Below are 26,148 nucleotides of genomic sequence, written 5' to 3'. Positions count from 1 at the left end.
CGGTATGTACAGACGCGGCGGGTCGGGCGACGGCCCGGGCGAGGACGGCGGGGCGGGCTTCACGCAGCCCGCCCTCGACAGCTTCGGCACCCCGCTCCGCGAGGTCACCTTCTGCGTGGTCGACCTGGAGACCACCGGGCTCGCCGCCGACGCGTGCGGGATCACCGAGATCGGCGCCGTCAAGGTCAAGGGCGGCGAGGTCGTCGGCGAGTTCTCGACCCTCGTCAACCCCGGCGAGCCGATCGACCCGCGCGTCACCCGGCTCACCGGCATCACCGACGAGATGGTCGCCGACGCGCCCGGCATCGAAGCGGTCCTGCCGATGTTCCTGGAGTTCGCGCACGGGGCCACGCTCGTCGCCCACAACGCGGGCTTCGACGTCGGGTTCCTGCGCCACGCCTGCGAACTCACGGACACGCGCTGGCCCCGCCCGCCCGTGGTCGACACCGTGGTCCTGGCGCGGCGCCTCACCGAGAAGAGCGAGGTCCCCAACCGGCGCCTCGGCACGCTCGCGCGCCTCTTCGGCTCGCCCGTGACCCCGAACCACCGGGCCCTGGACGACGCCCGCGCCACCGTCACGGTGCTGCACGGCCTCATCGAGCGCGCCAGCGGCCACGGGGTGGTCACCGACGCCGAGCTCGCCGAGTTCTGCCGCGCGATCCCGTCGGAGCTCCAGCGCCGCAAGCGCCACCTCGCCGACGGGCTCCCGCAGGGGCCCGGGGTGTACATCTTCCGCGACGCCGACGACCGGGCGCTGTACATCGGCGTCTCGGTGAACGTCGCGAGCCGGGTGCGCAGCTACTTCTCGGCGGCCGAGCAGCGGCGGCGCCTGCGCGACATGCTCGCGTCGGCCGAGCGCGTCGAGGTCGTCGAGTGCGCCCACCGGCTGGAGGCGGGCGTGGCCGAGCTGCGTCTCATCGCGGGCGGGAAGCCGCCGTACAACCGGGCCGCGAAGTTCCCCGAGCACCGCAGCTGGGTCCGGCTCACCGACGAGCCGTACCCGCGCCTCCAGGTCTCCCGCAAGCCCCCCGAGCCCGGCACGCCGCGCCTCGGCCCGGCCTCGGGCACGCAGGCGCAGGCGGCGATCAGCGCGATCGAGGCGGCCCTGCCGATCCGCTCGTGCCGGACCCGCCTGTCCCCCAAGAAGACCTCCCCCACGTGCGTCCTCGGCGAGATCGGGAAGTGCGCGGAGCCCTGCCGCCACACAGTCACCGTCGAGGAGTACGCGGCCCTCGTCGAGCGCGCCGCCCGCGCCATGGACGGCGACCCCGCGCCCATCGCCGAAGCGGTCGGGGAGCGCCTCGCCGAACTCGCCGGGTCCGAGCGGTTCGAGGCGGCCGCTGAGCGCCGCGACGAGCTCGGGGCCTATCTGGCCCTGGCCGCGTCCTCGCAGCGCGTCAGGAACTTCGTGGCGGCCGGGGAACTGGTCGCCGCGGGCCGCGCGAAGGGCGGCGGCTGGGAGGTCGCCGTCATCCGCTCCGGCCTCCTCGCCGGAGCCGTGAGGACCCCGCCCCGCGCCGACCCCATGCCCTACATCGCGAAACTCCGCGACACCGCCCGCGTCATCGCCCCCGCCGACGACGTCCTCGACGCCGCCCACGCCGCCGAGTCCCGCCTCCTCCTCGACTGGCTCGCCAAGCCCGAAGTCCGGCTCGTCCTCGTCGAAGGCACCTGGGCCAGCCCCCTCCAAGGGGCCGAGCGCTGGGAGGGCGCCGTGCCCGGCGACCGGTCCCCGTGGCGCCGCGACCAGTCCGCATGGTGAGATGACCCCGCCGACGCTCCGCTGTCCCAGGCGAACCCATCGTTCCAGCCCCCGGAACGGGGCCCGAGGTGCGAAACGGACGTGAGTCGTCTCGCATTCATTTGCGGCGCTTGAGGTTTCCGGGGACACCCGCTCCCGGGTACGCTGTGTCATCCGCTCGAAACGGCGGCCCTGCCGAAATCCGACAGTGTCTAGTGTCGATTCTCTCCAGGAATCGTTGTACATCTAGAATGCGGTCAACCTTGGGCATCGGAGGCTAACATGTTGCGCGCATTGCTTTCGGCTACTCGGACTGCCAGACCTGACGACCCGTGGGACCTCGCGGGGAAGGTCGCGCAGCTCGAAGCGGCCCACCGCGCCCACTACACGCAGCCCGACATGCTCCTGGTCCGCCGCGCCTACCGCATCGCAGAGCAGATGCACCGCGGCCAGGCCCGCCGCTCCGGCGAGCCGTACATCACCCACCCGATCGCGGTGTCCACCATCCTCGCCGACCTCGGCGTCGACACCCCCACGATCGCGGCCGGGCTCCTCCACGACACCGTCGAGGACACCCCGTACTCTCTCGAAGCGCTCCGCGGCGACTTCGGCGACGAGATCGCCGTCATGGTCGACGGCGTCACCAAGCTCGACAAGATCCACCTCGGCTCCGCCGCCGAGGCCGAGACGTTCCGGAAGCTCGTGCTCACCGCCGGGCGCGACATCCGCGTCATGATCATCAAGCTCGCCGACCGGCTCCACAACATGCGGACCATCAAGTTCAAGAAGCGCCCCAGCCAGATCCGCATCGCCGAGGCCACGCAGGACGTCCTCATCCCCCTCGCCGACCGCCTCGGCCTGTACGTCATCAAGCGCGAGCTGGAGGACATCGTCCTGGAGACCCTCCAGCCGGAGGTCTTCCAGCGCATCAAGGAGCACATCGGCTCCGACACCGACCGCAAGCGCCAGGTCGAGCACATCGCCCCGCAGGTGCGCCGCGCCCTGCGCGACTTCAAGGTCACCGCGCGCCTCCTCGACCGGCCCCGCCACCCGTACTCGGTGTACCGCGAGATGCAGAAGCACCCCGGCACCGGCCCGGCCGACCCGCCGCGCCTCGTCATCGTCGTCGACGGGCCCCTGACGGACTGCTACGCGGCCCTCGGCGCGATCCACCGGCTCTGGAAGCCCCTGGGCGGCAAGTTCCGCGACCTCATCGCCGCCAAGAAGTTCAACCTGTACCAGTCGATCCACACCGCGGTCGCCGGCCCCGGCGGCCAGCCCATCGAGTTCCTCATCCGCACCCGCGAGATGCACGAGACCGCCGAGGTCGGCATCGTCGCCGGGCTCCGCCAGACCGGCGGCGACCAGATGGAGATCCAGCTCCCCTGGCTCCAGCGCCTCCTCGACTGGCAGAACGAGGTCGCCGACTCCGGCCAGTTCCTCGACTCCCTCCGCTGCGACCTCGCCGACCAGGACATCCTGGTGTTCACCGGCGACGGCGAGCAGCTCACGGTCCCCAAGGCGTCCACCCCGGTCGACGTCGCCTACTGCTCCGGCCCGTCCAAGGGCCACCGGCTCATCGCCGCGTACGTCAACGGCGAGATCGCGCCCCTGTCGCAGCCGCTGCGCGACGGCGACACGGTCGAGCTGGTCCTCACCGCCGAGCAGCCCTACGGCCCTTCGAAGCAGTGGCTCGAACACGCCAAGACCCCCGAGGCGCAGCTCCACATCAACGACTGGTTCGGCGCCCTCGACGACGGCGACTCCACCGGCGAGCTCCCCGTGATCCCCATGCAGCGCTTCGAGGACGAGCTCAAAGCGGGCAAGAACCGCCTCTGGCGCTCCCTCATCGCCCGCGGCCGCGGCCTCGCCGGAGAGCAGCCCCTCCACGGTGTCGCGTCGTCCCTGGGCTACCCGGACCTCGACTCGCTCTACCTGGCCCTCGCCCGCGAGAAGCTCGACCCCGACGAACTCGCCGAGAAGCTCATCACCACCGTCGACCGCTACTAGCGCAAAGCGCGGGGCGGCCACGCGAGGCCGCCTCCGCGGCCCTGCGCTGTCGCACCCCCGCGCCGCACTCGAAACGGGGGGCGCTCCGCATCGAGCTTTCCTCGCCTTCCGGCGCAAGCGAAACGGGCCCCGCCTTCCGGCGGGGCCCGTTCCCTTTGCCTTGCTTAATGCTTGCCCGACTCGATCTCCTCGTGCGACGAGGCGCCGTTCTCCGACGGCTCCTCGATCGACTTGAAGAAGCCCTTGTCCTGCGGCGGCAGGGCGCCGACGCGGTTCATCTTCTTCGGGACGACCCAGCCGTTGTACTCCAGCTCGGTGTGGCCGTGCTCGTCCGGCTCGGCGAGCGGCTGGTGCACCTCGTAGAAGCGGCCGTTCGGGTCGCGCATGAGGATGCCCGTCTCCAGGCCGTGCGCGAGCACCTCGCGGTCGTGCTGCTGGAGGCCCAGGCAGATCCGGTACGTCACGTAGTACGTGATGATCGGCAGGACGACCAGGCCGATGCGGCCAGCCCAGGTCATCGCGTTCAGGCTGATGTGGAACTTCTCGGCGAACACGTCGTTGCCGCCGGAGATGACGCCGATGATCCAGAAGACCACGACCATCATGCCGAGGCTGGTGCGGCCCGGGTTGTCGCGCGGGCGCTGGAGCAGGTTGTGGTGCCCGCGGTCCTTGGTGAACCGCCGCTCCAGCGCCGGATACAGCAGCGGCAGCATGACCGACAGGCCCATGCCGACGATGCCGGGCCAGAACACCGGCGGCAGCGTGAAGTACGGCGGGATCCGCAGCTCCCACGACGGGAACAGGCGGATGAGGCCGTCCAGGTACATGACGTAGAAGTCGGGCTGCGACGCCGAGGACACGACCGAGACCTCGTACGGCCCGAACAGCCAGATCGGGTTGATCTGGAACAGGCCCGCCATCGCGGCGAGCACGCCGAAGATGAAGAGCATGAAGCCGACCTGCTTCATCACGTAGTTCGGGAACATGCGGAAGCCGACCACGTTGTGCTCGGTGCGTCCCGGTCCCGGCCACTGCGTGTGCTTCTGGATGAACACCAGGGCCACGTGGACCGTGATGAGCGCCAGCAGGAGCAGCGGGAAGATGAAGACGTGGATGATGTAGAGCATCGGGATGACGGTGGTGCCGGGGAACTGGCCCCCGAACAGCGCGGCCGACGCCCAGGGCCCGATGAACGGAATGGACGCGGTCATGCCCTCCATGATGCGCAGGCCGGTGCCCGACAGGCCGTCGTCCGGGAGCGAGTAGCCGAAGAAGCCCTCGAAGAAGCCCAGCCAGAACATGACGATGCCGATCATCCAGTTCGTCTCGCGCGGCGCGCGGAACGCGCCGGTGAAGAAGATCCGGAGCATGTGCACGAGGATCGACGCCATGAACAGCAGCGCCGCCCAGTGGTGCATCTGCCGCATGAACAGGCCGCCGCGCACCTCGAACGAGAGGTGCAGCGTCGACTCGTACGCCCGCGACATGTCGACGCCCTGGAGCGGCACGTACGCGCCGTCGTAGGTCACCTCGACCATCGAGGGGTCGAAGAACAGCGCCAGGAACGTGCCCGAGAGCAGCAGCAGGATGAACGAGAACAGCGCGATCTCGCCCAGCAGGAACGACCAGTGGTCCGGGAAGACCTTGTTGAACAGGACCCGGGCCGGTCCGGCGAGCTTGAAGCGGTCGTCGAGCTCGCCGCCCGCCTTCGTCAGCAGGCTGTCACTGGAGCCTTTGCGGCGTTTCACTTCTCATCCTCCTCGGGGAGGGACGGGCGGTTCCAGAACGCCGGCCCCGGGGGCACCAGGAAGTCCGACTTGGCCTCGAAGAAGCCCTCGTCGTTGACCGTGATCGGCAGGATCGGCAGGTGCCGGGTGGCCGGGCCGAAGACCGGCGCGGCGTTGTCGACGACGTTGAACTGGGACTGGTGGCACGGGCACAGGAGCCGTTGGCTCTGCTGCTCGTACAGCGAGGCCGGGCAGCCGACGTGGGTGCAGATCTTCGAGTAGGCCACGAAGTTGCCCCACAGCGCGTCGACGTCCTGGTACATCGGGTACAGGTTGCCGCGCAGGATCTCGGCGTCCTCCTCGCGGAGGTGGATGAGCAGGACCGGCGCGGTCGGGAACTGGTTCGTGGCGCCGTGGTCGATCGCCGGGTAGACAGTGATCTGGCCGCCGGCGGACACCATGTCCGGGCGCACGAGCGCGCCGTCCTTCATCATGATGCCGACGGGGTTGCCGTCGTTGTACTTGTCGGCGTTCCAGCCGGTGACGGTGTACATGTCGCCCGGGTCCTTGATGAGGGCGCCCAGGGGGGCGACCGCAGCGAGGCCGAGCGGTGCGGCGGCCAGCAGGGCGGTCTTCACCAGGAAGGGACGGCGGCGCAGGCCCATGTCCTCGACGATGGTGTCCACGGTGGACTCGGCGATCTTCCGGTCGTCCGTGGACGAGCCGCCGTCGTGGCGGTCCTGCACCAGCTCCTCGACCGGGAGCAGCTTCTTCGCCCAGGTGAGCACGCCGACCGCGAAGAACAGCAGCGAGAACCCGAGCGTGAAGCCCAGGACCGGCGTGTACCAGGTCTGCGGGTCCTGCCAGGTCGCGGCGCCCTCGTACTCCCAGGGCCACCAGATGTACGCCACCACGAAGAGCGTCGCGAAGAGCCCCGAGAGCAGGAAGAGACCGCTGACGATGCGCTCCATGCGCTTTTCGGTCTTCGTGCCCGGCTTCGGGAAGCGCGGCTCGTAGTGGATGATCTCGATGTCGTCGCGGCGCAGGCCCTCCTTGTAGACCTCGAAGCGCGTCAGCTTCGGGTCCGAGAGGTCGACGGGCTCGACCTCGTCACGGGCGCTGTCGTTGTGGGCACTCACGATTTACCTGCAATCCAGAGCGTGGTCAGCAGGAGCGCAGTCATGCCGACCAGGAAGATGGCCAGACCTTCGGTCGAGGGGCCGTACCGTCCGAGGGAGAAGACGCCGCCCGGGTCCTTGTCGCCGTTGACGACGTACTGGACGTAGGCGATGATGTCGGCCTTCTGCTCGGGGGTGAGCTCGTTGTCGGCGAACACCGGCATGTTCTGCGGGCCGGTGAGCATGGCCTGGTAGATCTCCTCGTCGGAGACGCCCGTCAGCGCGGGCGCGTGCGCACCCGAGGACAGGGCGCCGCCGCCGCCGGCGTAGCCGTGGCAGGAGGAGCAGTTCACCCGGTAGAGCTCGCCGCCCTCGGCGACGTCGGAGTTCTCGACGAGCGCTGCGAGGTCGTCGGGCACCGCGGAGCCGCCGCCGAGGTACTCGATGTAAGCGCCGAGCCACTCGGCCTCCTCCTCGGTGAACACGGGGTAGTCCGAGGCGGGGGCCTGGGCGCCCTGCGCGGCCATCGGCATGCGGCCGGTGTTCACCTGGAACTCGACGGCCGCCGAGCCGACGCCGATGAGGCTGGGGCCGCGGCCCTCGATGCCCTCGCCGTCGTCGCCGTGGCAGGAGATGCAGCTCGTGTCGTAGAGCTCCTGGCCCTTGACGACCTCCGAGTCGATCGCGTTGTCCTCGGCCTCCTGCGCGTACAGGCTCGGCGAGAACACCGAGTAGATCCCTCCGACGATGACCAGTGCGCCGGTGAACCTGGCCAGCGCGCCGAGGCGCTTGCGCCAGCCTCGGCGGCGTTTCGCTGATGCAGCCACGGTTGTTGCCTCACCTTTATCTAGCTCGGACCGGGCGGGGCCCCTGTCGGGGCTTTCTCGTCCGGCCGGCGACCGCCTCCGGGGGGCGGCCGTCGCGTTTCTCGGTTGTGGCCTCGGCCCGGGGGCCGAGGCCTATTGCCTTGGGCCGCAGGCGCGTCCGGGTGGGAGGCGCGGGCGGCCGGTCAGTCTCAGTACTGGGCCATCGGAAGGAAGTAGATCACGGCGAACAGCGCGATCCAGACCACGTCGACGAAGTGCCAGTAGTAGGACACCACGATGGACGCGGTGGCCTGGGCGGGAGTGAAGCGGCCCATCGTCGTGCGGATGAGGTAGACGATGAAGGCGATCAGGCCGCCGGTGACGTGCAGGCCGTGGAACCCGGTGGTCAGGTAGAACATGGTCCAGTAGCCGTCGGCGGAGATGGAGTGCCCCTCGCCGACGAGGTTGCGGTACTCGTTGACCTGGCCGAGCACGAAGACCAGCCCCATGATGAAGGTGATCGCGAACCACAGGCGCAGCTTGTACACGTCCCCGCGCTCGGCGGCGAAGACCCCGAGCTGGCAGGTGACGGAGGAGGCCACCAGGATCACGGTGAACACGAGCGCGTACGGGATCTCAAGGTGCTCGTAGCCCGCCTCGAACATCGAGGGGGCGGCGGCCTGGATGGAGAAGTACATCGCGAACAGGCCCGCAAAGAACATGAGTTCGCTGCTCAACCACACGATGGTGCCGACACTGACGACATTGGGCCGGGTCAGTGAGTGGATTCGGCTGGGGTCGATAGTTGCTTCGGCGGCAGTCACGCGCACATTATTACGGTCCGGCGGCTTCAAGCTGCGCATGGGGTGTGTTTTTCGCGCGTGTCGCGCGGAGTAGGCTTCCGGCCTCTTCCCATCGTGTTCCCAGGTCATTCACGGTTCGCCTACTGTAGGCACTTCGGGCGGGGGAAGTGGCCGCGCCGGTCTTCCCATTTCAGTGTGGCCCGTTTAATATGCGAAGCGTGAGCACCTCAACGGCTGAGTACGCAGTCCTCCTTTACAGTCATCGACCCGCGGTCATCGAGCAGATGCGGTCGGCCATCGGCGAAGCGCCGGCCGAGGGCGTCCGGATCGAGTACGCGGTCGCCGGAGAGTACGACGAGGCGGTGGCCCTCATCGACAAGTACGAGATCGACCTCGTGCTCCTCGACGGGGAGGCGCAGCCCGCGGGCGGCCTCGGGATCGCGCGGCAGCTGCGCGACGAGTTCGACGAGCCGCCGACGCTGGCGGTGGTGGTCGCGCGGGACGCGGACCGCTGGCTGGCGGCGTGGTCGCGGGCCGATGCGGTGCTGAAGCACCCGCTTAACCCCGTGACAACCGGGCAGACGGTAGTAGACTTGCTGGTCAACCGGGCCGCTGGCTCGGCGCCGGCGCAGCGCGCCGCCTGATTCTTCCTTCCCCGGGAGCGCACATGTCTGATCCGACCTGGCCCGATGTCCTCGCACGCCTGTCGTCCGGCGACCATCTCGACGAGGCGAGCGCCGACTGGGCGATGGCGGAGATCATGGCCGGGAACGCCGATCCGGCGCAGCTGGCGGCGTTCGCGGTGCTGCTGCGCTCAAAGGGTGAGACGCCCGAGGAGATCGGCGCGATCGCGGGCCGGATGCTCGCCGAGACGACCCGGCTGGACCTGACGGACCTGGGCGTCGCGGTCGACATCGTCGGCACCGGCGGCGACGGCTCGAACTCGGTGAACATCTCGACGATGGCGGCGATCGTGGTCGCGGCGACGGGCGTGCCGGTCATCAAGCACGGCAACCGGTCCGCGTCGTCGAGCGTGGGCTCGGCGGACCTGCTGGAGGCGCTGGGCGTCGACCTGGAGGCCACCGCGGAGCGGGTCGAGGCGTCGGTGCGCGAGGTGGGCATCGGCTTCGCGTTCGCGCGGACCTTCCACCCCGGGATGCGGCACGCGGGCCCGATCCGGGCCGCGCTGGGCATCCCGACGGTGTTCAACCTGCTGGGGCCGCTGACGAACCCGGGCCAGCCGCAGGCGGGCCTGATCGGCTGCGCGGACCCGGTGAAGGCGCCGCTGATGGCGCAGGTGTTCGCGGCCCGCGGGGCCTCGGTCTTCGTGGTCCGCGGCGACGACGGCCTGGACGAGATCTCGACGTCGGCGACGACGTCGGAGTGGATCGCCTCGGGCGGCCGGGTGTCGCAGGGCTCGATCGACGTGAACGAGATCGGGCTGGCGAACGCGGGCCCGGAGGCGCTGCGCGGCGGCGACATCGGGTTCAACACGGACGTGGCGCGGCGGGTGTTCGCGGGCGAGTCCGGCCCGGTCCGGGACGCGGTCCTCATCAACGCGGCGGCGGCGCTGGCCTCGCGCCAGGGGCTCATCGACGCGGTGGACCTGCACGACGTGAAGATCCGGCGTGGCCTGCTGGCGGCGAACCTGGAGATCGCGGCGAAGGCCCTCGACGAGGGCAAGGCCGTGGACCTGGTGGAGCGCTGGGCCGAGTTCAGCAAGCGGTAGACGGAAGACGAAGGGGCGGAACGCGGTCGCGTTCCGCCCCTTCGCGCTACTCGTACTTCTTCAGCTCGTCCTCGGACGCGAGCGGGGCGGGCCCGGACTTGGGGAGCTCGGTGCGGATGAGGACGCAGCCGCACTCCTCGCAGCGGAGGACCTCGTCGATGGGGGCGGACTTGATGGGGATCATGTCGGCCGGGGACTTCTCGATGCGGCAGGACCCGCAGCGGCGGCCGACGAGCTCGGCTGCGGCGATGGGCTGCTTGGCGTGGATGCGCTCGTAGAGCTCGACGAGGCGGTCGGGGATGTTGATGGCGAGGGCTTCGCGGGTGGAGGTCGCGTCGGCGGTCTCGGTCTCGATCTCCCCGAGGCGGCGGCCGCGTTCGGCTTCGGCGTCGGCGAGGACGGTCTTCGCCTCGTCGAGCTGGCGGCGGGTCTCGGCGAGCTCGGCGTCGAGGGCCTCGCGGCGCTCCATGAGTTCGAGCTCGTCGTCTTCGAGCGTGCTCTGGCGGCGGGCGAGGGACTCCAGTTCGCTCTGGAGCCCTTCGAGCTCCTTAGCGGAGGCCCCGGCGCCCATGCGGTCGCGGTCGGTGGAGGCGCGGTTCTTGACGAGGTCCACTTCGCGTTCGACGCGGTCGATGTCGCGGTCGAGGTCGGCGATGTCGCCGGTGAGGTTGGCGGCCTTGTCCCCCAGGGCCCGCAGGCGCTGCGAGGCGGTGGCGAACGCGGGGTCGGCGTCGAGGTTCTTGCGGCGCTGCGCGAGCTGGGCGAGGGTGGTGTCCACCGCCTGGAGTTCGAGCAGGCGGCGCTGATCGAAGAGGTCGGCTTTCACTTCAGTTCACCCCGGGTTTCTGGTGGATGGTCCACGGATCGGTGTCGAGGTCGGAGACGCGGACGTCCTCGACCAGACGGGACAGTCGTTCGGCAACAGTATCGAGCCAGGGCCGCTCGGTCGCCCAGTGGGCGGCGTCGATGAGGGCCGGGCCGCTTCCGGACACGTGCTCGCTCACCGGGTGGTGGCGGAGGTCGGCGGTGAGGTACGCGTTGGCGCCCGCGGCCGCGGCGTCCGCGAGGAACGAGTCCCCGGCCCCGCCGCAGACGGCGACGGTGCTGATGTGGCGGTCGGGGTCGCCCGCGGCGCGCACGCCCCACGCGGTCGGCGGGAGGGCCGCGGCGGCGCGCTCGGTGAGCTGCGCGAGCGTGAGGGTCTCGGGGAGGCGGCCGATGCGGCCGTGGCCGCGACCGGTGCCGTGGTGCTCGGGCCCGTCGAGGGGGCGCAGGGGCCGCAGGTCGACGAGGCCGAGCCGGTCGGCGAGCGCGTCGGAGACGCCGGGGCTGGCGACGTCGGCGTTCGTGTGGGCGGTGTAGAGGCCCATGCCGGACTCGATGAGGGTGTGGACGAGGTCGCCCTTGTAGCCCGCGGCGGGGTCAAGCGACGAGACGCCGCGCAGCAGCAGCGGGTGGTGGGCGACGATGAGGTCGCAGTCGGCCTCGATCGCCTCGATGACCGTGGCGGGCACGACGTCGACGACGCAGAGGACCCGGCGCACGGAGTTCCCGCCGCGGCCCAGCACCAGGCCCACCCGGTCCCAGTCCTCGGCCCAGCGGCGCGGGTACAGGTCGTCGAGTGCCGCGGTGATCTCGCTGAGCGTGCGCATTCCGTGAGTCTATTGACGTTCCGCGCCGTGCGGGGAGGGGTGTGCCCGGAGCCTGAGCAGCGGCGGCTCCGGGCGCACTCGCGCACCGTGCGCGCGGGGACGGTCCGGCGAATCCGGTACCGGCCCTGGTCTGTCTAGGCGAGGGCGCCCACCTCCTCGGCGAGGCGGCGCACGTCCTGGGCGGGCTCGCCCTTGGTGCGGTGGAGGATCTGGTCGATGAGGTCGACCGCGAGCGGGCGGCAGCGGATCTCCGCGGGCGCGTTGCGGTCGGCGGTCACGAGGTGCCGCCCGGCCTGCTCGATGTCACCGACCTGGACGCAGGCCCGGGCCATGTCCAGGTAGTGGTGCGCGCGCCGCTCGGCCACGAGGTCGCCGAGCGCCGCGGGCGGGATGGCCTCGTGGACGGCGAGCGCGTCGCCGCCCTCGCCGAGCTCCACGAACGCGGCCGCGCGGTGCAGCATGACGTTCGTGGGCCCGAACGAGGTGTAGTAGTAGTTCGCGTCGCGGCCGAGGATGTTCGCGGCCCTGGAGGCGCTGTCGAGCAGGTCGTCGCTGGTCGTGGCGTCCCCGGCCAGCGCGGCGGCCATGGCGCCCTGGAGGAGGAGCGCCCCGTAGACGCTGATCGCCGCGGGGCTGGAGGACTCGCCTCCGGCCTCGGAGATGAGGCCGTGCGCGACCTGCACGTTCAGGTCGAGCGCGGCCTGGTAGCGGCCGAGGGACCTGAGCGCGTTGGCGACCCGCGTGGTCGCGATGCCGGCGAGGAGCGGGTCGTTGCCGCGGTTGGCGGCGGAGATGGCGCGGTCGGCGGCGAGCCAGGCGAGCTGGGCCTCCCCGAGTTTGCGCAGGACCGTGGACGCGATCTGGTAGACCTGCGTCATGAGTTCGGCGGCGTCGGCGCTGGTGCCGCCGATGGGCCGGTCCTCGGCGAGGGGCGTGTCGCGCAGGAGCTGGATGAGCGACCTGGCGACGACCGGGTAGTGGCCCTTCTCGAACGCGAGCCAGCAGTAGTTCACGGCCCCTTTGAGTTCGGGGATTGGCGTCGGGTCGATCGGGGCGGCTTCGAGGAAGCGGCCGAGACGCTCGTAGCGTTCGAGCGACTGGCGGATGGACTCGACCTCCACCTGGTCGAGGCAGCCGCCGAGGCCCGGGCGGCGCCGGGGCTCGCGGCCGAGCAGCTGGGCGGCGTCGACGCTCAGCGATTCGGCGAGTTCGGTGATGACCGAGTACTTGTCGAGGCGGCGGACGCCGCGCTCGATCTTGTCGACCCAGCTCTTGGACTTGCCGATGCGGTCGGCGAAGACCTGCTGGGACATGCCGCGGCGCTGGCGCCAGTAGGCGACGCGCCGCCCCATAGGTTGCGTTTCGGACTCCATGTCAGACCCCACCGTCTATATAGGAGTTACACGTTGCTTCGGGACTTCAGGGGATCGGGTCTCGCAGTTGCGTGCGGTATTCGGTTGTGCGTTCCATGCGGCCTCGCCGGAAGGCCGGGCCGGGGCGCGGTGCGGCGGTCGTCAGCAGTGCTTGGTTGTCTTGACCCGCACGAGGTTCGGTTCCGCCGGCGCGGCACCGGACGCGCCGCACGAGGCGCCCCGACACTATGTGTTTACCGTCTTTTCGGTTTCGGCACAACGGCCGCGAACTGCCAATGTGACGCTCTGGTGGAGCGTGCTTACAGTCTTGCCCGGCCGGTCCGGTCCACTGTCGCCTATCAGGGGATATGCCGGGTTTCGGTCGCTCGAACTCGTGAAACCTGCACATGCAGCGTGTCGATTCAAGGCCCTTCCTCGTTGTGTCGGATATGAGACACAACCGAGTCGTCGAGCGCCGCGAACATCGGCGCGCCTTCCGCAGGGCCTTCCTGACCGCGATGATCGCCACGGCCGCCGCGGCCGGGCTGGGCTACGCGATCGCCTTCTCCCCGCTCGCCGGGTGGGCGGCGCTCGGCGTCGCCGCGGCCGGGGCGGTGAGCCTGTGGCTGGAGTCGCGCGCGGGCCGCGCGGCCACGCCGCCGCCGTTCTATTTCTGGGGCGGGGACGGGAGCTAGTTGAGGCGGACCACCAGGCACTTGCCGCCCTGGTACACGCCGCCGTCCACGTTGAGCGCGAGCCCGTCGCAGTAGCGGCGGGCCTGGGTCACCTGGGACGGTTCGAGCTCGGTCGTGTCGGGGATCGTCGAGTGCCCGTGGACGAGCTCCTCCCCGCCGTACGAGCGGAGCATCGAGCGCACCCGCGCGGGGCCCTCCTCGCCCATGAACTCGTGGCGGCGCGTCAGCTCCCGGAACAGCTGCCACCACTCCTCGGGCTCGTCGGAGGCGAGGATCTTGCGGACGGCGGCGTTCACCGCCTCCTCGCTGCGGCCGTACCCGAGGTACGACTCGGTGTCGGAGTGGACCAGGAGCGACTTGTCCACGACGTGGAGGACCCGGCGGGTCTCCAGCCACCTCACCTCGTCCTCGGTGAGCTCGGCGAGGTCGTCCTCGAAGCCGCCGTTGAGGACCCACCAGTGCAGGAACTGCCGGTCCATGCCGTCGACGTCGGTGAACGCGACGTCCCCGAAGCGCCGGGACCCGAGCACGAGCACCTCGTGGTTGCCCACGAGCGTGTCCACGTGCCCGCCCTCGGCGGCGGCCTGCCCGGCGAGCCTGCGGAGCAGCCGCACCACGGCCACGCCCTCCTCGCCGCGGTCGAAGAGGTCCCCGAGGATCCACAGCCGGGCGTCGCCGCCGGTCCACTTCGCGTCCCCGTCGACGAGTCCCCGTCCCCGCAGCGCCTCCGTCAGCGCGTCGTAGTGGCCGTGGACGTCGCTGGCCACGAACAGCGGACTCGATTCAGACATGGTCCCGATATTAATCCCGGCAGGTGGCGTTCGGTGAGGTTGTCGACTGCTGTTCGATTCCACTTGCCGCGCGGCTGGTACGGGCAATAGGATTCGGCCCACCGCCATTGGAGATGAACGCAGCGAGGAGCCAGCGTGACCGACGAGAACCCGTTCCTGACCCCCTCAGAACTCCCCTACAAGCTCCCGCCGTTCGCGGACATCCGCAACGAGCACTACGCCCCCGCGTTCGAGGCCGGCATGGCCGAGCAGCTCGCCGCCGTCGAGGCCATTGCGAACGATCCCGCCGAGCCGACGTTCGACAACACGATCGTGGCGCTGGAGCGCTCCGGCCTGGGCACGCTCAAGCGGGTCTCCCTGGTGTTCTTCAACAAGTACTCCTCGGACACCGACGACGAGCTGAACGCCATCGAGGCCGACCTCAGCCCCAAGCTCGCCGCCCACGGCGACAAGATCCTCCTCAACGGCGACCTGTTCGCGCGCATCGACGCCCTCTGGGCGAGGCGCGACGAGCTGAATCTCGACGAGCAGGACCTGCGCCTGCTGGAGCGGTACCGCACCGAGTTCGTGCGCGGCGGCGCCGCCCTCGACCAGGACGGCAAGGACCGCCTCGCCGCGATCAACACCGAGCTGGCCGAGCTGGCGTCCAAGTTCAACCAGGTGATCCTCACCGACATCAACGACGCGGCCGTCCACGTCACCGACGCCGCCGAGCTCGACGGCCTCGGCGAGGACCAGATCGGCGCCGCCGCGGCGGCCGCGAAGGACCGCGGCCTCGACGGGTACCTCATCACCCAGTCGAACTTCTCGCGCCACCCGCTCCTGGAGGACCTGAAGAACCGGGACCTGCGCGAGCGCCTCTACAAGGCCACCATCGGCCGCGGCCGCGACAACGCCGCCACCCTCTTGCGGATGATCCGCCTCCGCGCCGAGAAGGCGCAGCTGCTCGGCTTCGAGCACTTCGCCGCGTACATCGCCGCCGACGGCACCGCCGGGAACGCCGGGATCATCGCCGAGCGCCTCGCCGGGCTCGCCGAGGCCTCGGTGCGCAACGCCCGCCGCGAGGCCGCCGAGCTCCAGGAGGTCATCGACGCCCAGGACGGCGGCTTCAAGCTGGCCGCGTGGGACTGGTCGTTCTACTCCAAGCAGGTCCGCCAGGCCAAGTACGGCTTCGACGCCGAGGCGTTCAAGCCGTACCTGGAACTCGACCGGGTCCTCGTCGACGGCGTGTTCTACGCCGCCGAGAAGGAGTTCGGCCTGACGTTCCGGCTCCGCGAGGACCTCCAGGGGTACCACCCCGAGGCCCGCGTGTGGGAGGTCCTCGACAGCGGCGAGCCCCTGGGGCTGTTCGTGGGCGACTTCTTCACCCGCGACTCCAAGAAGGGCGGCGCGTGGATGAACGCGCTCGTCGTCCAGTCCGACCTCACCGGCGACAAGCCCGTGGTCGTGAACAACCTGAACATCGTCAAGCCCTCCGAGGGGCAGCCCGCGCTCATCTCCGTGGACAACGTGACGACGCTGTTCCACGAGTTCGGGCACGCGCTCCACGGCCTGCTGTCGGCCTGCCGCTACCCGAAGACCGCGATGACCTCGACACCGCGCGACTTCGTCGAGTACCCCTCGCAGGTCAACGAGATGTGGGAGGACTGGCCCGAGATCGTCGCGAACTACGCGCGCCACCACGAGACCGGCGAGCAGGCCCCCGCCGAGCTCATCGAGCAGTGGAAGGCCGCGGCCAAGTTCGGCGAGGGCTTCGCCTCGACCGAGTACCTGGGCGCGGCGCTGCTCGACCAGGCGTGGCACCGCCTCGCCCCCGAGGACGTCCCCGACGGCGGCGACGACCCGTACGCGGCCGTCGAGGCCTTCGAGCGCAAGGCCCTCGAAGACGCCGGGATCTACCTGCCCGAGATCGCCCCGCGCTACCGCTCGGGCTACTTCGCGCACATCTCCATCGGCTACGCCGCCGGGTACTACTCGTACATCTGGTCCGAGATCCTCGACGCCGACACCGTCGAATGGTTCAAGGAGAACGGCGGCCTCACCCGCGCCAACGGCGACCACTTCCGCGAGACGCTCCTGTCGAAGGGCGGCTCCATCGACCCGATGGAGTCCTTCCGGCGCTTCCGCGGCCGCGACGCCGAGATCGACCCGCTCCTGGAGCGGCGAGGACTGAAGTAAGGCCGTAAGGGGCCCGGATCGTGCATCCTATTTCCTATAGGATGCACGATCCGGGCCCTTTCGCTTACAGCGCCAGCGCCTTCTCCCAAGGCGAGGCCACCGGGAAGTACGCCTCCAGGAAGCGCCGCATCATCGCCGAGCGCTCCTCGGCCAGCTCCTCCGGGAGCCCGGCGTCGTTGATGCAGAACGTCTCCCGGTCGCGCCGCTCCAGCAGCAGCTCCAGGCGCTCGGCGACGCCCGGCATCCCCAGCTCCACGTACTCGACCTGGGCCTGGCCGGAGACGGCGCGGCCCGAGAGGTACGCGTAGTAGTGCTGGAGGGTCACCGCGGAGACGTCGGAGACGCTGCGGAACGCGCTCCTGGCGGTCCGCCCCATCTCCTCGTCGAACTCCTTCGCCATCTCGGCGAGGACGCTTCGCTGCAACGGGTACGGCACGTGCTTCATCATCCGGGAGACTGTGCGGCCGAAGGCGCCGTCGATGAGCGCGCGGTCGTTCTTGAAGGCCGCGTTCGGCGGCGAGTCGGCGAGGCTGACCGGGTCCATGTCGATGAACGTCTGCGCCGGGAAGAACCGGGCCAGGCCGTTCGGCTCGAAGAACAGCTGCGGCCCCACCGGGCGGCCGATGAACATGTCGTCGTTGAAGTACAGGAAGTGCTCGCTCAGCCCCTCGATGCGGTGGAGCTGCGTCTCGATCGCATGGGAGTTGAAGGTGGGCAGCGAGTCCGGGTCGTCGAACAGGTCGCGGTGGTCGACGACGGTGAGCCCCGGGGCGTCTTCGAGCCAGTGCGGGCGCTGCCGGTCGGTCACCAGGTACACGTGGCGGACCCACGGCGCGTTCAGGTGCAGCGAGCGCAGCGAGAACCGCAGCTCCTCGCGGTCGATGTAGCGGGCGTCGTTGTCGGACTCGGCGTGGTACGGCGACTGGTCGGCGTCGGCGCGGCGGCGGCGCCAGGCGTGGTCGGCGCCGTCGACCCAGGTGTAGACGACGTCGATCGGGAAGCCGACGTGGTCGGGTCCGGGCCGCGCGAACTCCGGGCGGGTCGGGAGGTCCGGCAGGCCCGCGCGGGCGCCGCTCCCCAGGGCCGTGAAGAGGCGCCCGGGAGCCGACACCCGGGCGCCGCCCTGGCGGACGAGGGGGCTGATCCGGTTGTGCCTGGGCGCCAGGAGGTGCCCGTCGCCGGTGTCGGTCCAGAACTCGACATCGCAGCCGTAGTCCGGGCCGAAGACGAGGTCGCGTCCGGTGTCGGTCCACAGCCAGGAGGCGCGGACCAGCGGCACGTCGCCCATGTCGGTGCGGCGGGCCCATTGGGGGCGGGTGAGGCCGAGCTCGGACTCGCGGAACGCGGGCTCGGGCACGGAGAGGCGACCGCCGGTGGACTCGCAGAGCATGGCGAGGGCGGTGCAGACGCGCTGGCGGTCGGCGGCGGCGACGCCGAGGACGGGCCGGGTGAGGCTGAAGCCGGGCACGGCGAAGAAGTCGACGCCCGCGGCGGTGAGGATCGCGGTGACGATCTCCAGGTTGCGGCGCCACACCTCCAGGGGGGTGGGGGCGCCGAGGGCGTACGCGGGGCGGATCTCCCCTGAGTGGAGGATGTGCCCGGAGTCGAGGTCGGTGAAGAAGCCGTAGGGCTCGGTGACCTCGGTGCGGGCGGCGGCCGGAGGATCGAGGGGCTTGGGCTCCACCAGTTCTTCGGCCGGTCGGACGAACTCTGTCGCTCGGGTTGCGATACGACGGTCATCGGCTGCGAACAATCGACACCTCCTGACACTTGCGGCTTTCGCCGATCCGGGGTCTACCGGGACTGCTGCCGGCGCAGGCGGAGGCAGGTCTACGTCGACCACGCCTGAACGCCACGTGGCCGGTCTCTGACACGTGTCTCAACAGTAGGCCACAGGGCAGTGACAAAATGGTTGCAGATTCGCGTCCCAGGCGTCAACCGCAACGGGCGCCGCCCGGAGGCGACGCCCGTTGGAGACATGAGATGCCTACGCGCCCAAGGGAATCCGCGCGATGTGCTCCCACGTGTAAGTCGAGGCGTCCTCGCTTTGGATGACTCGGACGAGGTCTACCCCGGTGACTGTGATTTCCGTCCGACCCGGCCGGACGTCGCGCAGCCTGTTCTGGATCGCGCCGCGGGAGGTGTCGACCCCGACCGCGTCGGCGCGGTAGGACAGCGAGACGTGGCCCGGCCCGCCGCACGGGCGGCCGACGTCGCCTTCGACGATCTCGTTGATCGCCTCCACGCAGTTCGCGACGAGCGCGTCGAAGTGCGTGCCCGGGAACGTGTCGAGCAGGACCCCGCCGGTCGCGGCCAGCGCGGGCCCGACGGTGAGCTTGAACGAGGGGACCTCGGCGGTCTTCTCCCGGAGGCGGTCGACGAGCTTGCGGCGCACGTCGTCGCCGAGCCCGGCGGCGTCGCACTCGACGGACGCGATCGTGGCGTGGAGCCACTCGTGGGCGACGGGCTTGTCCGCGGCGCGGTCGATGACCGGCCGGTAGGACTCCGCGACGGCTTTGACCTCGTCGAGGTCGGTCAGGTAGACGTGGAGCTTGGTCCATCCGTCGGGCCAGCGCTGCCCCGAGCTGGGCGGCTTGGTACCGGATGTGGGAGCAGATGTGTTCACTGCTGCATCAATGCCTTATGCGAGTCGGAAGGCCCCGGACGGGGCCGGTTCTATGCAATTCCACCGCTCGGTACTGGGAGTACCGTTCCGGGAGTCTACCCACGTGGAGCCAGGTCCAAAAGCGCACTGAGCGGCGCGTCACGCGGCGCGGGCACCGGCGGGCGCAGGTGCACGGTCCGGTCGACGACGCCGTCGGGCAGGGGGCGGTGGGTGATGATCACGGCGGTCTTGCCTTCAAGAGCGGCCGCGGCCGTGCGGAGTACGCGTTCGGCGGTGGCCGCATCGAGGTGGGCGTCGAACTCGTCGAGGACGAGGACCTCGCGGTCGGCGAGGAGGCAGCGGGCGAGGGCGATGCGGCCGCGCTCGCCGCCGGAGACCGCCCGGCCGTGCTCCCCGAGCGGGGTCTGGAGGCCCAGGTCCAGGCCGTCGAACCAGTCGCGGAGCCCGGCCCAGCGCAGGGCCCGGACCAGTTCGTCGTCAGTCGCACTGGTGCGGGCGAGCCGCAGGTTCTCGGCGAGTGTGGTGTCGAACACGTGGGCGTCCTGGGAGCAGAGGCCGACGGTGCGGCGCACGTCGTCGCCGTCGTACTCGGCGAGTTCGACGCCGCCGAAGCGCAGGGACCCCTCGTAGGGCAGGAAGCCCATGAGGGCGGCGGCGAGCGTGGACTTCCCGGACCCGGAGGGGCCCATGACGGCGACGCGCTCGCCGGGCTGGATCTTGAGGTCGAAGCCCTCGATGGCGGGCCGGTCGGCGCCGGGCCAGGTGACCGAGAGGCGCTTGATCTCGATGAACGGGGGGCCGCCGAGCGGGTTGGGCTCGAAGTCCATGGGCTCTGCCGGGTCGGGCCGCGGCTCGGGCTCGCGGGTGATCTCGACGAGGCGGCGGCCGCTCTCCTTGGCGGCGGCGGTCTGCTGCGCGGCGGCGGGGAGGGCGAGGACGGGCTCGAACGCGGCGAGCGGGACGAGCGCGAGGCACGCGAGGAGGACCCCGTCGAGGGTCCCGTCGGCGACGGCGGGGATGCCGGTCCACAGGGCGCCGGTGACGGCGGCGGCCATGGCGAGGAGCCCGGCGGCCTGGCCGAGGCCGGCGCTCCAGGCGATGCGGGCGTGGGCGCGGCGCAGGCGCTCGTCGCCGGCGAGGGCGCGTTCGAGCGCGACGGCGTCGGTCCCGGCGGCGACGAGCTCTTCGCGGCCGTGGAGGCAGGCGCGCACGTTCTCGGTGAGGTCGCCGCGTTCGGCGGCGGTGGCGCGCAGCGCGTACCGGGCGGACCAGGACGCGAGCGCGGGCCCGGCGAGGGCCGCGGCGAGGAGCGCGAGGGCCAGGATCGCCCCGGCGGCGGGGAGGATCGCGGACTGGATCACGACCGCCGCGGCGGCGGTGATGACGGCGGCGGCGAGGGGGAGCGTGCCGCGCAGCCACCGGTCGCCGGTGCCGTCGACGTCGTCGACGAGGCGGGCCTGGAGGTCGCCGGAGCGCCACACGGGGAGCCCGGCGGGCGCGAGGCGCACGAGCTTGCGCCACACGGCGACGCGGAGGCGTTCGAGGCCGCGGAAGGCCGCGTCGTGGGAGACGAGGCGCTCGGCGTAGCGCAGGACCCCGCGGCCGATCCCGAAGGCGCGCACCGAGGTGATGGCGACCATCAGGTACAGGATCGGGGGCTGCTCCCAGGCGCGGGAGATGAGGTACGCGGAGACGGCGAGGAGCCCGAGCGCGGAGAGCTGCGCGAGGGACCCGAGGACGGCGCCGAGAACGAGCCGCAGGGCGATCGTGTTGGGGCGCTTGGCCATTACCAGTCCACCTCTCGGTCGGCGATCGCGCGCACCGCGTCGCGGTGGGAGGCGATCAGGACGGTGCGGTTCTCGCGGTACGGCTCGAACGATTCGAGGACGGCCCGCTCGGTGTCGGCGTCGAGGTGCGCGGTCGGCTCGTCGAGGAGCAGCACGGGCGTGTCGAGGAGGTCGGCGCGGAGCAGGAGCCTCGCGAGGCCGACGCGGGCGGCCTCGCCCGCGGAGAGCCCGGCGCCGCTGGCGGCGACGCGGCGGCGCCCGTCGGGGGCGTGCGCGGCCGCGATGGCCTTGGCGACGGCGGGGTCGGAGGGCTCGTAGGGGACGGCGAGGCGCACGTTGTCGGCGACGGTGCCGTCGATGAGGACGGGCTTCTGCGGGAGCCACGCGACGGAACGGCGGATCGCTTCGAGGTCGAGGCGGGTGAGGTCGGTGCCGTCGAACGCGATCGAGCCGCCCACGGGCCGCCGGAAGCCGAGGAGCGCGGCGAGCAGTGTGGACTTCCCGGCGCCGGAGCGGGCGGTGAGGACGGTGGTCTGCGCGGCGGGGACCGTCAGGCTCAGCTCCGGGAGCGGGTCGCGGCCCGGGTAGGCGAAGACGGTGCGGCGGAACATGATCGTGGGCGCGCGGCGCAGCGGCGGCGCGATGTGCGGGGCGCTGGGGAGCGCGGCGGCGCCGGTCTGCGGGGCTTCCGGGGCGGGTTCGGCGCCGGGCTCGGGGGCCTCGGCGAGGATGCCGAAGACCTGCTCGGCGGCGGCGAGCCCTTCGGCGCTGGCGTGGTAGTGGGCGCCGACGTTGCGCAGCGGCAGGTACGCCTCGGGCGCGAGGATGAGGACGAGCAGCGCGGTCTGGAGCCCGGCGGCCCCGGCGAGGCCGCCCTCCACGAGCTGGACGCCGACGGTGACGGCGACGATCGCGACCGAGAGGGACGCGGCGAGTTCGAGGACGAGCGCGGAGCAGAACGCCACGCGCAGCAGCGCCATCGAGCGGCGCCGGTACTCCCCCGTGGTCGCCTCGATGGCGCCCGCCTGCTTGGCGGCGCGGCCGAAGGCCTTCAGGGTCGGGAGCCCGGCGACGAGGTCGGCGAAGTGGTGCGCGAGCGCGGAGGTCGACGCCCACTGGCGTTCAGCGCGGGCCTTCGTGTAGCGGCCGATGAGGATGCCGAACAAGGGGATCAGCGGCAGCGTCAGGAGCACGATGAGCGCCGCGGGCGGGTAGGCGACGACCATGACGGCCAGGACGCCGACGGGGACGATCGCGGCGAGCACGAGCTGCGGCAGGTACCGCGCGAAGTACGCGTCGAGGGCGTCGACGCCGCGGACGAGGAGGTTCGCGGTCTCCCCGGTGTGGCGGGTCCCGGAGGGCAGGTGCATGAGCTTGTCGAGGGCCTGGCGGCGCAGGCCGGACTTGACGCCCGCGGCGGCGCGGTGCGCGGCGGCCTCCTGCACGGAGGCGAGGAGGGCGCGGGCGGCGAGGACCGCGGCGAGGCCGACGAGTTCCGGTGCGAGGGAGGCGAGGTCGCGGCCTCCGGCGAAGGCCCCTGCGATGAGGGAGGCGATGAGCCAGGCCCCGGCGATCACGCACGCGGTCTGGGCGAGCCCGAGCCCGGCGCACACGCCGATGTAGACGGTGGCGCCCTTCGCGCGGTGGAGCAGGCGGCGGTCGAACGCGCCGGTGTCGGGTTTCGGGGCGAGCTGGGTCATGCGACCGGGATCCTCTCGACGGCGACGCGCTTGCGGAAGACCCAGTAGGTCCAGCCCTGGTAGAGCAGCACGATCGGCAGGAACACGATCGCGGCCCAGGTCATGATGCCGAGGGTCTTCTGCGTGGCGGCCGCGTTCTCGTGCGTCAGGCTGTTGGCGGCGTCTGATGTGGACGGCAGGACGTCGGGCCACAGGGCGCAGAACAGCGCCGCGGAGGCGAGCCCGATCGTGAGCGCGGTGGCGGCGAACGCCCATCCGCTGCGGTCCTTGAAGTCGAGGGCCAGGCCCGCGAGGAGCCCGAGCACGGCGACGACGATGAGGACCAGCGACGCGGCGTTGCCGTGGGCGATCTGGGTCCACAGCAGGAACGCCAGGGCGGGGACCGCGGTGGCGACGCCGAGTTTGAGGCCGAGGGCGCGGGCGCGGTCGCTGAGGGCACCGGTGGTGCGCAGGTGCAGGAAGTACGCGCCGTGCGTGGCGAACAGGAGCAGCATCGTGAGACCGCCGAGGAGCGCGTACCCGTTGAGCAGGGACCAGAACGAGCCGGTGTAGTCGAAGTTCGCGTCGAGGGGCACGCCGCGCACGAGGTTGGCGACGACCATGCCCCACAGGAACGCGGCGAGCGCGGACCCGGCGGTGAGGCACCGGTCCCAGCCGCGGCGCCACCGGTCGGTGTCGCCCTTGCCGCGGTACTCGAACGCGACGCCGCGGACGATGAGCGCGAGGAGGATCAGGAAGAACAGCAGGTAGAACCCGGAGAACAGGCTGGCGTACCAGTGCGGGAACGCCGCGAACATGGCGCCGCCGGCGGTGATGAGCCAGACTTCGTTGCCGTCCCAGACCGGCCCGATCGTGTTGATCATGGCGCGGCGCTCGCGCTCCTCGCGACCGAGGACGGGCATGAGCATGCCGACGCCGAAGTCGAAGCCTTCGAGGACGAAGTAGCCGGTGAAGAGCACGGCTACGGCGATGAACCAGATGGTCGTCAGTTCCATTGGGCGTCCTCGGCTAGTAGGCGAAGGCCATCGGCTTGTCGGGGTCGTCGGAGGGGCTCGACGTGAACATCGCGAGCTCCTCGCCGGGCGGGCCCGCCTTCGCGAACTTGAAGAACAGCTTCACGGCGATGACGGCGAGGATCAGGTACACGAGCGTGAACCCGATGAGCGAGGCCGCGACGGTGGCCGCGCCGACGCGCGGCGACACGGCCTCGCTGGTCTGGTAGAGGCTGAACACGACCCACGGCTGGCGTCCCATCTCGGTGAAGATCCACCCGGAGCTGTTGGCGAGGAACGGGGTCAGGGCCATCCACATGGCGACGGGCCAGAACAGGTGGTGCTCGGGCAGGCGCCCGCGGCGGGTGAACCACCAGACGATGACGGCCATCGCCATGGCGAGGAGCCCGAACCCGATCATGAACCGGAAGGACCAGTAGGTGAGCGGGATGTACGGCACGTAGTCGCCGGGCCCGAAGATCTCGTTGTACTGGGCGTTCAGGTCGTTGATGCCCTGCACGGTGCCGCCGAAGGAGCCGGTGGCGAGGAACGACAGGAGCCCGGGGATCTCGATGACGGGGGTGCCGTGGCGCCCGTCGAGGGACCCGATGGTGAGCACGGAGAACGGCGCGTTCGAGGTGGTCTGGTAGAGCGCTTCGGCGGCGGCCATCTTCATCGGCTGCGTCGAGGTCATGACCTTCGAGAGCGAGTCGCCCGAGAGGATCAGGCCCAGGCCGCCGACGAGGGTGGTCATGACGCCCAGGCGCATCGCGGGCCGGTGCACGTCGAGGTCGCGGCGGTGCATGAAGTGGTAGCCGGAGACGGCGACGACGACGACCCCGGCGGTGAGCCAGGACGCGAACACGGTGTGCGGGAACGCGGCGAGGGCGACGGGGTTGGAGAGGACCGCGCCGAAGTCGGTGAGCTCGGCGCGCCCGGCGGTCTCGTTGAGCTGGTAGCCGACCGGGTTCTGCATGAACGCGTTGGCGGCGAGGATGAAGTACGCGGAGGCCATGGTGCCGAAGGCGACCAGCCAGATCGAGGCGAGGTGCAGGCCGGGCTTGAGGCGGTCCCAGCCGAAGATCCACACGCCGATGAACGTCGATTCGAGGAAGAACGCCACGAGCGCCTCGAACGCGAGGGGCGCGCCGAACACGTCGCCGACGAAGCGCGAGTACGCCGACCAGTTCATGCCGAACTGGAACTCCTGGACGATGCCGGTGACCACGCCCATGGCGATGTTGATGAGGAAGAGCTTCCCCCAGAACTTGGTGGCGCGCAGGTAGACCGGCTTGCCGGTGGAGCGCCACATGGTCTGGAGGATCGCCACCAGGAGCGAGAGCCCGATGGTGACGGGCACGAAGAGGAAGTGGTAGACGGTCGTGACGCCGAACTGGATCCGCGCCAAGTCGAGAACGTCCATAACGCCCCAATCGCCCTGAGTGCCTGAGTCCGATTATCGTGGCAGCTCGGCCGGACCAAGGTGACGAAACGCGCAATACATCTACTTTTCGCATTATCGGGCACCACGACCGGGCGGCCGTTCCCCGCGGAGCGAGGCACAATCGATGGGCAGTCCGGAACGCGGGAGGAGCGGTGATGCGGAGAGTCGCGGTACTGGGAGCGGGGAAGATGGGGCAGGCCATCGTGTCGGGCCTGCTGCGCGCGGGGTGGTCGGCCGACGCGGTCACGGCCACGGCCCGCAGCGCCGAGCGCGCGGCGGCGCTGCGCGAGCAGTACGGCGTGCGGGTCGAGCCGAACGCGGCGGCCGTGGCCGACGCCGACGTCGTCGTGGTCGCCGTGAAGCCGCAGGACGCGGGAGCGCTCCTCGACGAGCTGTCGGGCGCGTTCCGCGCGGACACGCCGCTGGTGAGCATCTGCGCGGGCCTTCCCGTGGCGTTCTTCGAGAAGCGGCTTCCCGACGCGACGCCGGTGGTGCGGGCGATGCCGAACACCCCGGCGCTCGTCGACGAGGCGATGACGGTCCTCTCCCCCGGCACGCACGCCGACGCGCGGTGCCTCGCGGCGGTCGAGGAGCTGTTCAAGCCGCTCGGGCGCACGCTCGTGGTGGACGAGAAGCACCAGGACGCGGTCACCGCGATCTCGGGTTCGGGCCCGGCGTACTTCTACTACCTCGCCGAGGCGATGACCGAGGCGGGCGTCCTCATGGGACTGCCGCGCGAGGTCTCGAAGGAGCTGGTGACGCAGACGGCCCTGGGCGCGGCCCGGATGCTCCGCGAGAGCGGCGACTCCCCCGTGGCACTGCGCGAGGCCGTCGAGTCCCCGGCGGGGACGACGATCAGCGCGGTGCGCCAGCTGGAGAACCACCGGGCCAGGTCCGCGGTGACGGATGCGATCGAGGCGGCGCGGGACCGGGCGCGCGAGATCGCGGACGAGTACGCGTAGCTTGCGGAGCGTCCAGAGGCACGGCCGCATAGCGT

Annotated in this window: 21 protein-coding genes; 7 read left to right on the top strand and 14 right to left on the bottom strand. The window is 71.0% G+C overall.

Translation table 11 applies throughout. The annotated features are described in order from the left end of the window. The first annotated feature begins 4 nt into the window (after positions 1-4). Both B0I28_RS14035 and B0I28_RS14030 read left to right on the top strand, forming a co-directional pair. Positions 5-1,762, top strand: a complete 1,758-nt coding sequence (locus B0I28_RS14035) for a DEDD exonuclease domain-containing protein (RefSeq protein WP_106364472.1) — start codon at positions 5-7, stop codon at positions 1,760-1,762. 261 nt (positions 1,763-2,023) lie between these two features. Continuing rightward, positions 2,024-3,751: a RelA/SpoT family protein gene (locus tag B0I28_RS14030; RefSeq protein ID WP_106364471.1), complete on the top strand. Its 1,728-nt coding sequence runs from the start codon at positions 2,024-2,026 to the stop codon at positions 3,749-3,751. Positions 3,752-3,915: 164 nt separating this feature from the next. Here the strand turns inward: B0I28_RS14030 and qcrB are convergent, their stop codons facing one another. The 4 genes from qcrB to ctaE all read right to left on the bottom strand — a co-directional run bounded on the left by qcrB (position 3,916) and on the right by ctaE (position 8,226). Beyond that, on the bottom strand, positions 3,916-5,499 hold the full coding sequence (qcrB, locus tag B0I28_RS14025; protein ID WP_106364470.1) for a cytochrome bc1 complex cytochrome b subunit: 1,584 nt from the start codon (positions 5,497-5,499) through the stop codon (positions 3,916-3,918). Continuing rightward, entirely contained in the window at positions 5,496-6,620 is a 1,125-nt protein-coding gene (gene qcrA, locus B0I28_RS14020; protein ID WP_425433445.1) for a cytochrome bc1 complex Rieske iron-sulfur subunit, read from the bottom strand. Before qcrA ends, qcrB begins: the two co-directional genes overlap by 4 nt. After that, positions 6,614-7,423 (bottom strand): cytochrome bc1 complex diheme cytochrome c subunit, encoded by an 810-nt coding sequence (gene qcrC, locus B0I28_RS14015; RefSeq protein WP_106364468.1) that lies wholly within the window; start codon positions 7,421-7,423, stop codon positions 6,614-6,616. The genes qcrA and qcrC overlap by 7 nt, the downstream gene beginning before the upstream one ends. 188 nt (positions 7,424-7,611) lie before the next feature. Continuing rightward, positions 7,612-8,226, bottom strand: coding sequence for an aa3-type cytochrome oxidase subunit III (gene ctaE / locus B0I28_RS14010; RefSeq protein WP_106364467.1), 615 nt, complete (start codon positions 8,224-8,226; stop codon positions 7,612-7,614). A 263-nt stretch (positions 8,227-8,489) separates the two neighbouring features. Between ctaE and B0I28_RS14005 the strand changes: the two genes are divergently transcribed. Next, on the top strand, positions 8,490-8,849 hold the full coding sequence (locus tag B0I28_RS14005; RefSeq protein ID WP_342761223.1) for a hypothetical protein: 360 nt from the start codon (positions 8,490-8,492) through the stop codon (positions 8,847-8,849). A 23-nt stretch (positions 8,850-8,872) separates the two neighbouring features. Continuing rightward, a complete protein-coding gene (trpD, locus tag B0I28_RS14000) occupies positions 8,873-9,934 on the top strand; it encodes an anthranilate phosphoribosyltransferase (RefSeq protein ID WP_106364465.1) in 1,062 nt (353 codons plus the stop codon). 46 nt (positions 9,935-9,980) lie between these two features. On the opposite strand, the gene B0I28_RS13995 is transcribed toward trpD, so the two are convergent. The 3 genes from B0I28_RS13995 to B0I28_RS13985 all read right to left on the bottom strand — a co-directional run bounded on the left by B0I28_RS13995 (position 9,981) and on the right by B0I28_RS13985 (position 12,959). Further along, complete coding sequence (locus B0I28_RS13995; RefSeq protein WP_106364464.1) at positions 9,981-10,760, bottom strand: zinc ribbon domain-containing protein; 780 nt, start codon at positions 10,758-10,760, stop codon at positions 9,981-9,983. A 1-nt stretch (position 10,761) separates the two neighbouring features. Further along, positions 10,762-11,586, bottom strand: coding sequence for a Nif3-like dinuclear metal center hexameric protein (locus B0I28_RS13990; RefSeq protein WP_106364463.1), 825 nt, complete (start codon positions 11,584-11,586; stop codon positions 10,762-10,764). A 134-nt stretch (positions 11,587-11,720) separates the two neighbouring features. Then, positions 11,721-12,959 (bottom strand): helix-turn-helix domain-containing protein, encoded by a 1,239-nt coding sequence (locus B0I28_RS13985; RefSeq protein ID WP_106364462.1) that lies wholly within the window; start codon positions 12,957-12,959, stop codon positions 11,721-11,723. A 428-nt stretch (positions 12,960-13,387) separates the two neighbouring features. Here B0I28_RS13985 and B0I28_RS13980 point away from each other — a divergent pair, with 428 nt between their 5' ends. Then, the gene (locus B0I28_RS13980; protein ID WP_146148096.1) at positions 13,388-13,633 is read left to right on the top strand and encodes a hypothetical protein; all 246 of its coding nucleotides are present in this window, start codon (positions 13,388-13,390) and stop codon (positions 13,631-13,633) included. On the opposite strand, the gene B0I28_RS13975 is transcribed toward B0I28_RS13980, so the two are convergent. Continuing rightward, positions 13,630-14,424 carry a metallophosphoesterase gene (locus B0I28_RS13975; RefSeq protein WP_106364460.1) on the bottom strand — a complete coding sequence of 265 codons (795 nt, stop codon included), beginning with the start codon at positions 14,422-14,424 and terminating at the stop codon, positions 13,630-13,632. The two genes, B0I28_RS13980 and B0I28_RS13975, sit on opposite strands and share 4 nt — an antisense overlap. A 135-nt stretch (positions 14,425-14,559) precedes the next feature. On the opposite strand from B0I28_RS13975, the gene B0I28_RS13970 reads away from it, so the two are divergent. Beyond that, complete coding sequence (locus B0I28_RS13970) at positions 14,560-16,602, top strand: M3 family metallopeptidase (protein ID WP_106364459.1); 2,043 nt, start codon at positions 14,560-14,562, stop codon at positions 16,600-16,602. Positions 16,603-16,666: 64 nt separating this feature from the next. Here B0I28_RS13970 and B0I28_RS13965 read toward each other — a convergent pair whose 3' ends face one another. From B0I28_RS13965 to B0I28_RS13940, 6 genes are all read right to left on the bottom strand, one after another. Then, entirely contained in the window at positions 16,667-18,286 is a 1,620-nt protein-coding gene (locus B0I28_RS13965; protein WP_106364458.1) for a stealth family protein, read from the bottom strand. 303 nt (positions 18,287-18,589) lie between these two features. Beyond that, the gene (locus B0I28_RS13960; RefSeq protein WP_106364457.1) at positions 18,590-19,228 is read right to left on the bottom strand and encodes a hypothetical protein; all 639 of its coding nucleotides are present in this window, start codon (positions 19,226-19,228) and stop codon (positions 18,590-18,592) included. A gap of 95 nt (positions 19,229-19,323) precedes the next feature. Further along, positions 19,324-21,015 carry a thiol reductant ABC exporter subunit CydC gene (gene cydC / locus B0I28_RS13955; RefSeq protein WP_106364456.1) on the bottom strand — a complete coding sequence of 564 codons (1,692 nt, stop codon included), beginning with the start codon at positions 21,013-21,015 and terminating at the stop codon, positions 19,324-19,326. Then, positions 21,015-22,715: a thiol reductant ABC exporter subunit CydD gene (gene cydD / locus B0I28_RS13950; RefSeq protein WP_106364455.1), complete on the bottom strand. Its 1,701-nt coding sequence runs from the start codon at positions 22,713-22,715 to the stop codon at positions 21,015-21,017. Before cydD ends, cydC begins: the two co-directional genes overlap by 1 nt. Then, positions 22,712-23,710 (bottom strand): cytochrome d ubiquinol oxidase subunit II, encoded by a 999-nt coding sequence (gene cydB / locus B0I28_RS13945; protein ID WP_106364454.1) that lies wholly within the window; start codon positions 23,708-23,710, stop codon positions 22,712-22,714. Before cydB ends, cydD begins: the two co-directional genes overlap by 4 nt. 13 nt (positions 23,711-23,723) lie before the next feature. After that, positions 23,724-25,130 carry a cytochrome ubiquinol oxidase subunit I gene (locus tag B0I28_RS13940; RefSeq protein ID WP_106364453.1) on the bottom strand — a complete coding sequence of 469 codons (1,407 nt, stop codon included), beginning with the start codon at positions 25,128-25,130 and terminating at the stop codon, positions 23,724-23,726. 176 nt (positions 25,131-25,306) lie between these two features. Here B0I28_RS13940 and proC point away from each other — a divergent pair, with 176 nt between their 5' ends. After that, positions 25,307-26,113, top strand: coding sequence for a pyrroline-5-carboxylate reductase (gene proC, locus B0I28_RS13935; protein WP_106364452.1), 807 nt, complete (start codon positions 25,307-25,309; stop codon positions 26,111-26,113). Positions 26,114-26,148 lie beyond the last annotated feature (35 nt).

Origin of the sequence: Glycomyces artemisiae (genome assembly GCF_003002955.1) — a bacterium.
In the GTDB taxonomy this organism is placed as follows: Bacteria; Actinomycetota; Actinomycetes; order Mycobacteriales; family Micromonosporaceae; genus Glycomyces; species Glycomyces artemisiae.
The sequence above is the reverse complement of the archived record's forward strand: the minus strand, read 5'-3'. Positions and strand labels throughout refer to the sequence as shown.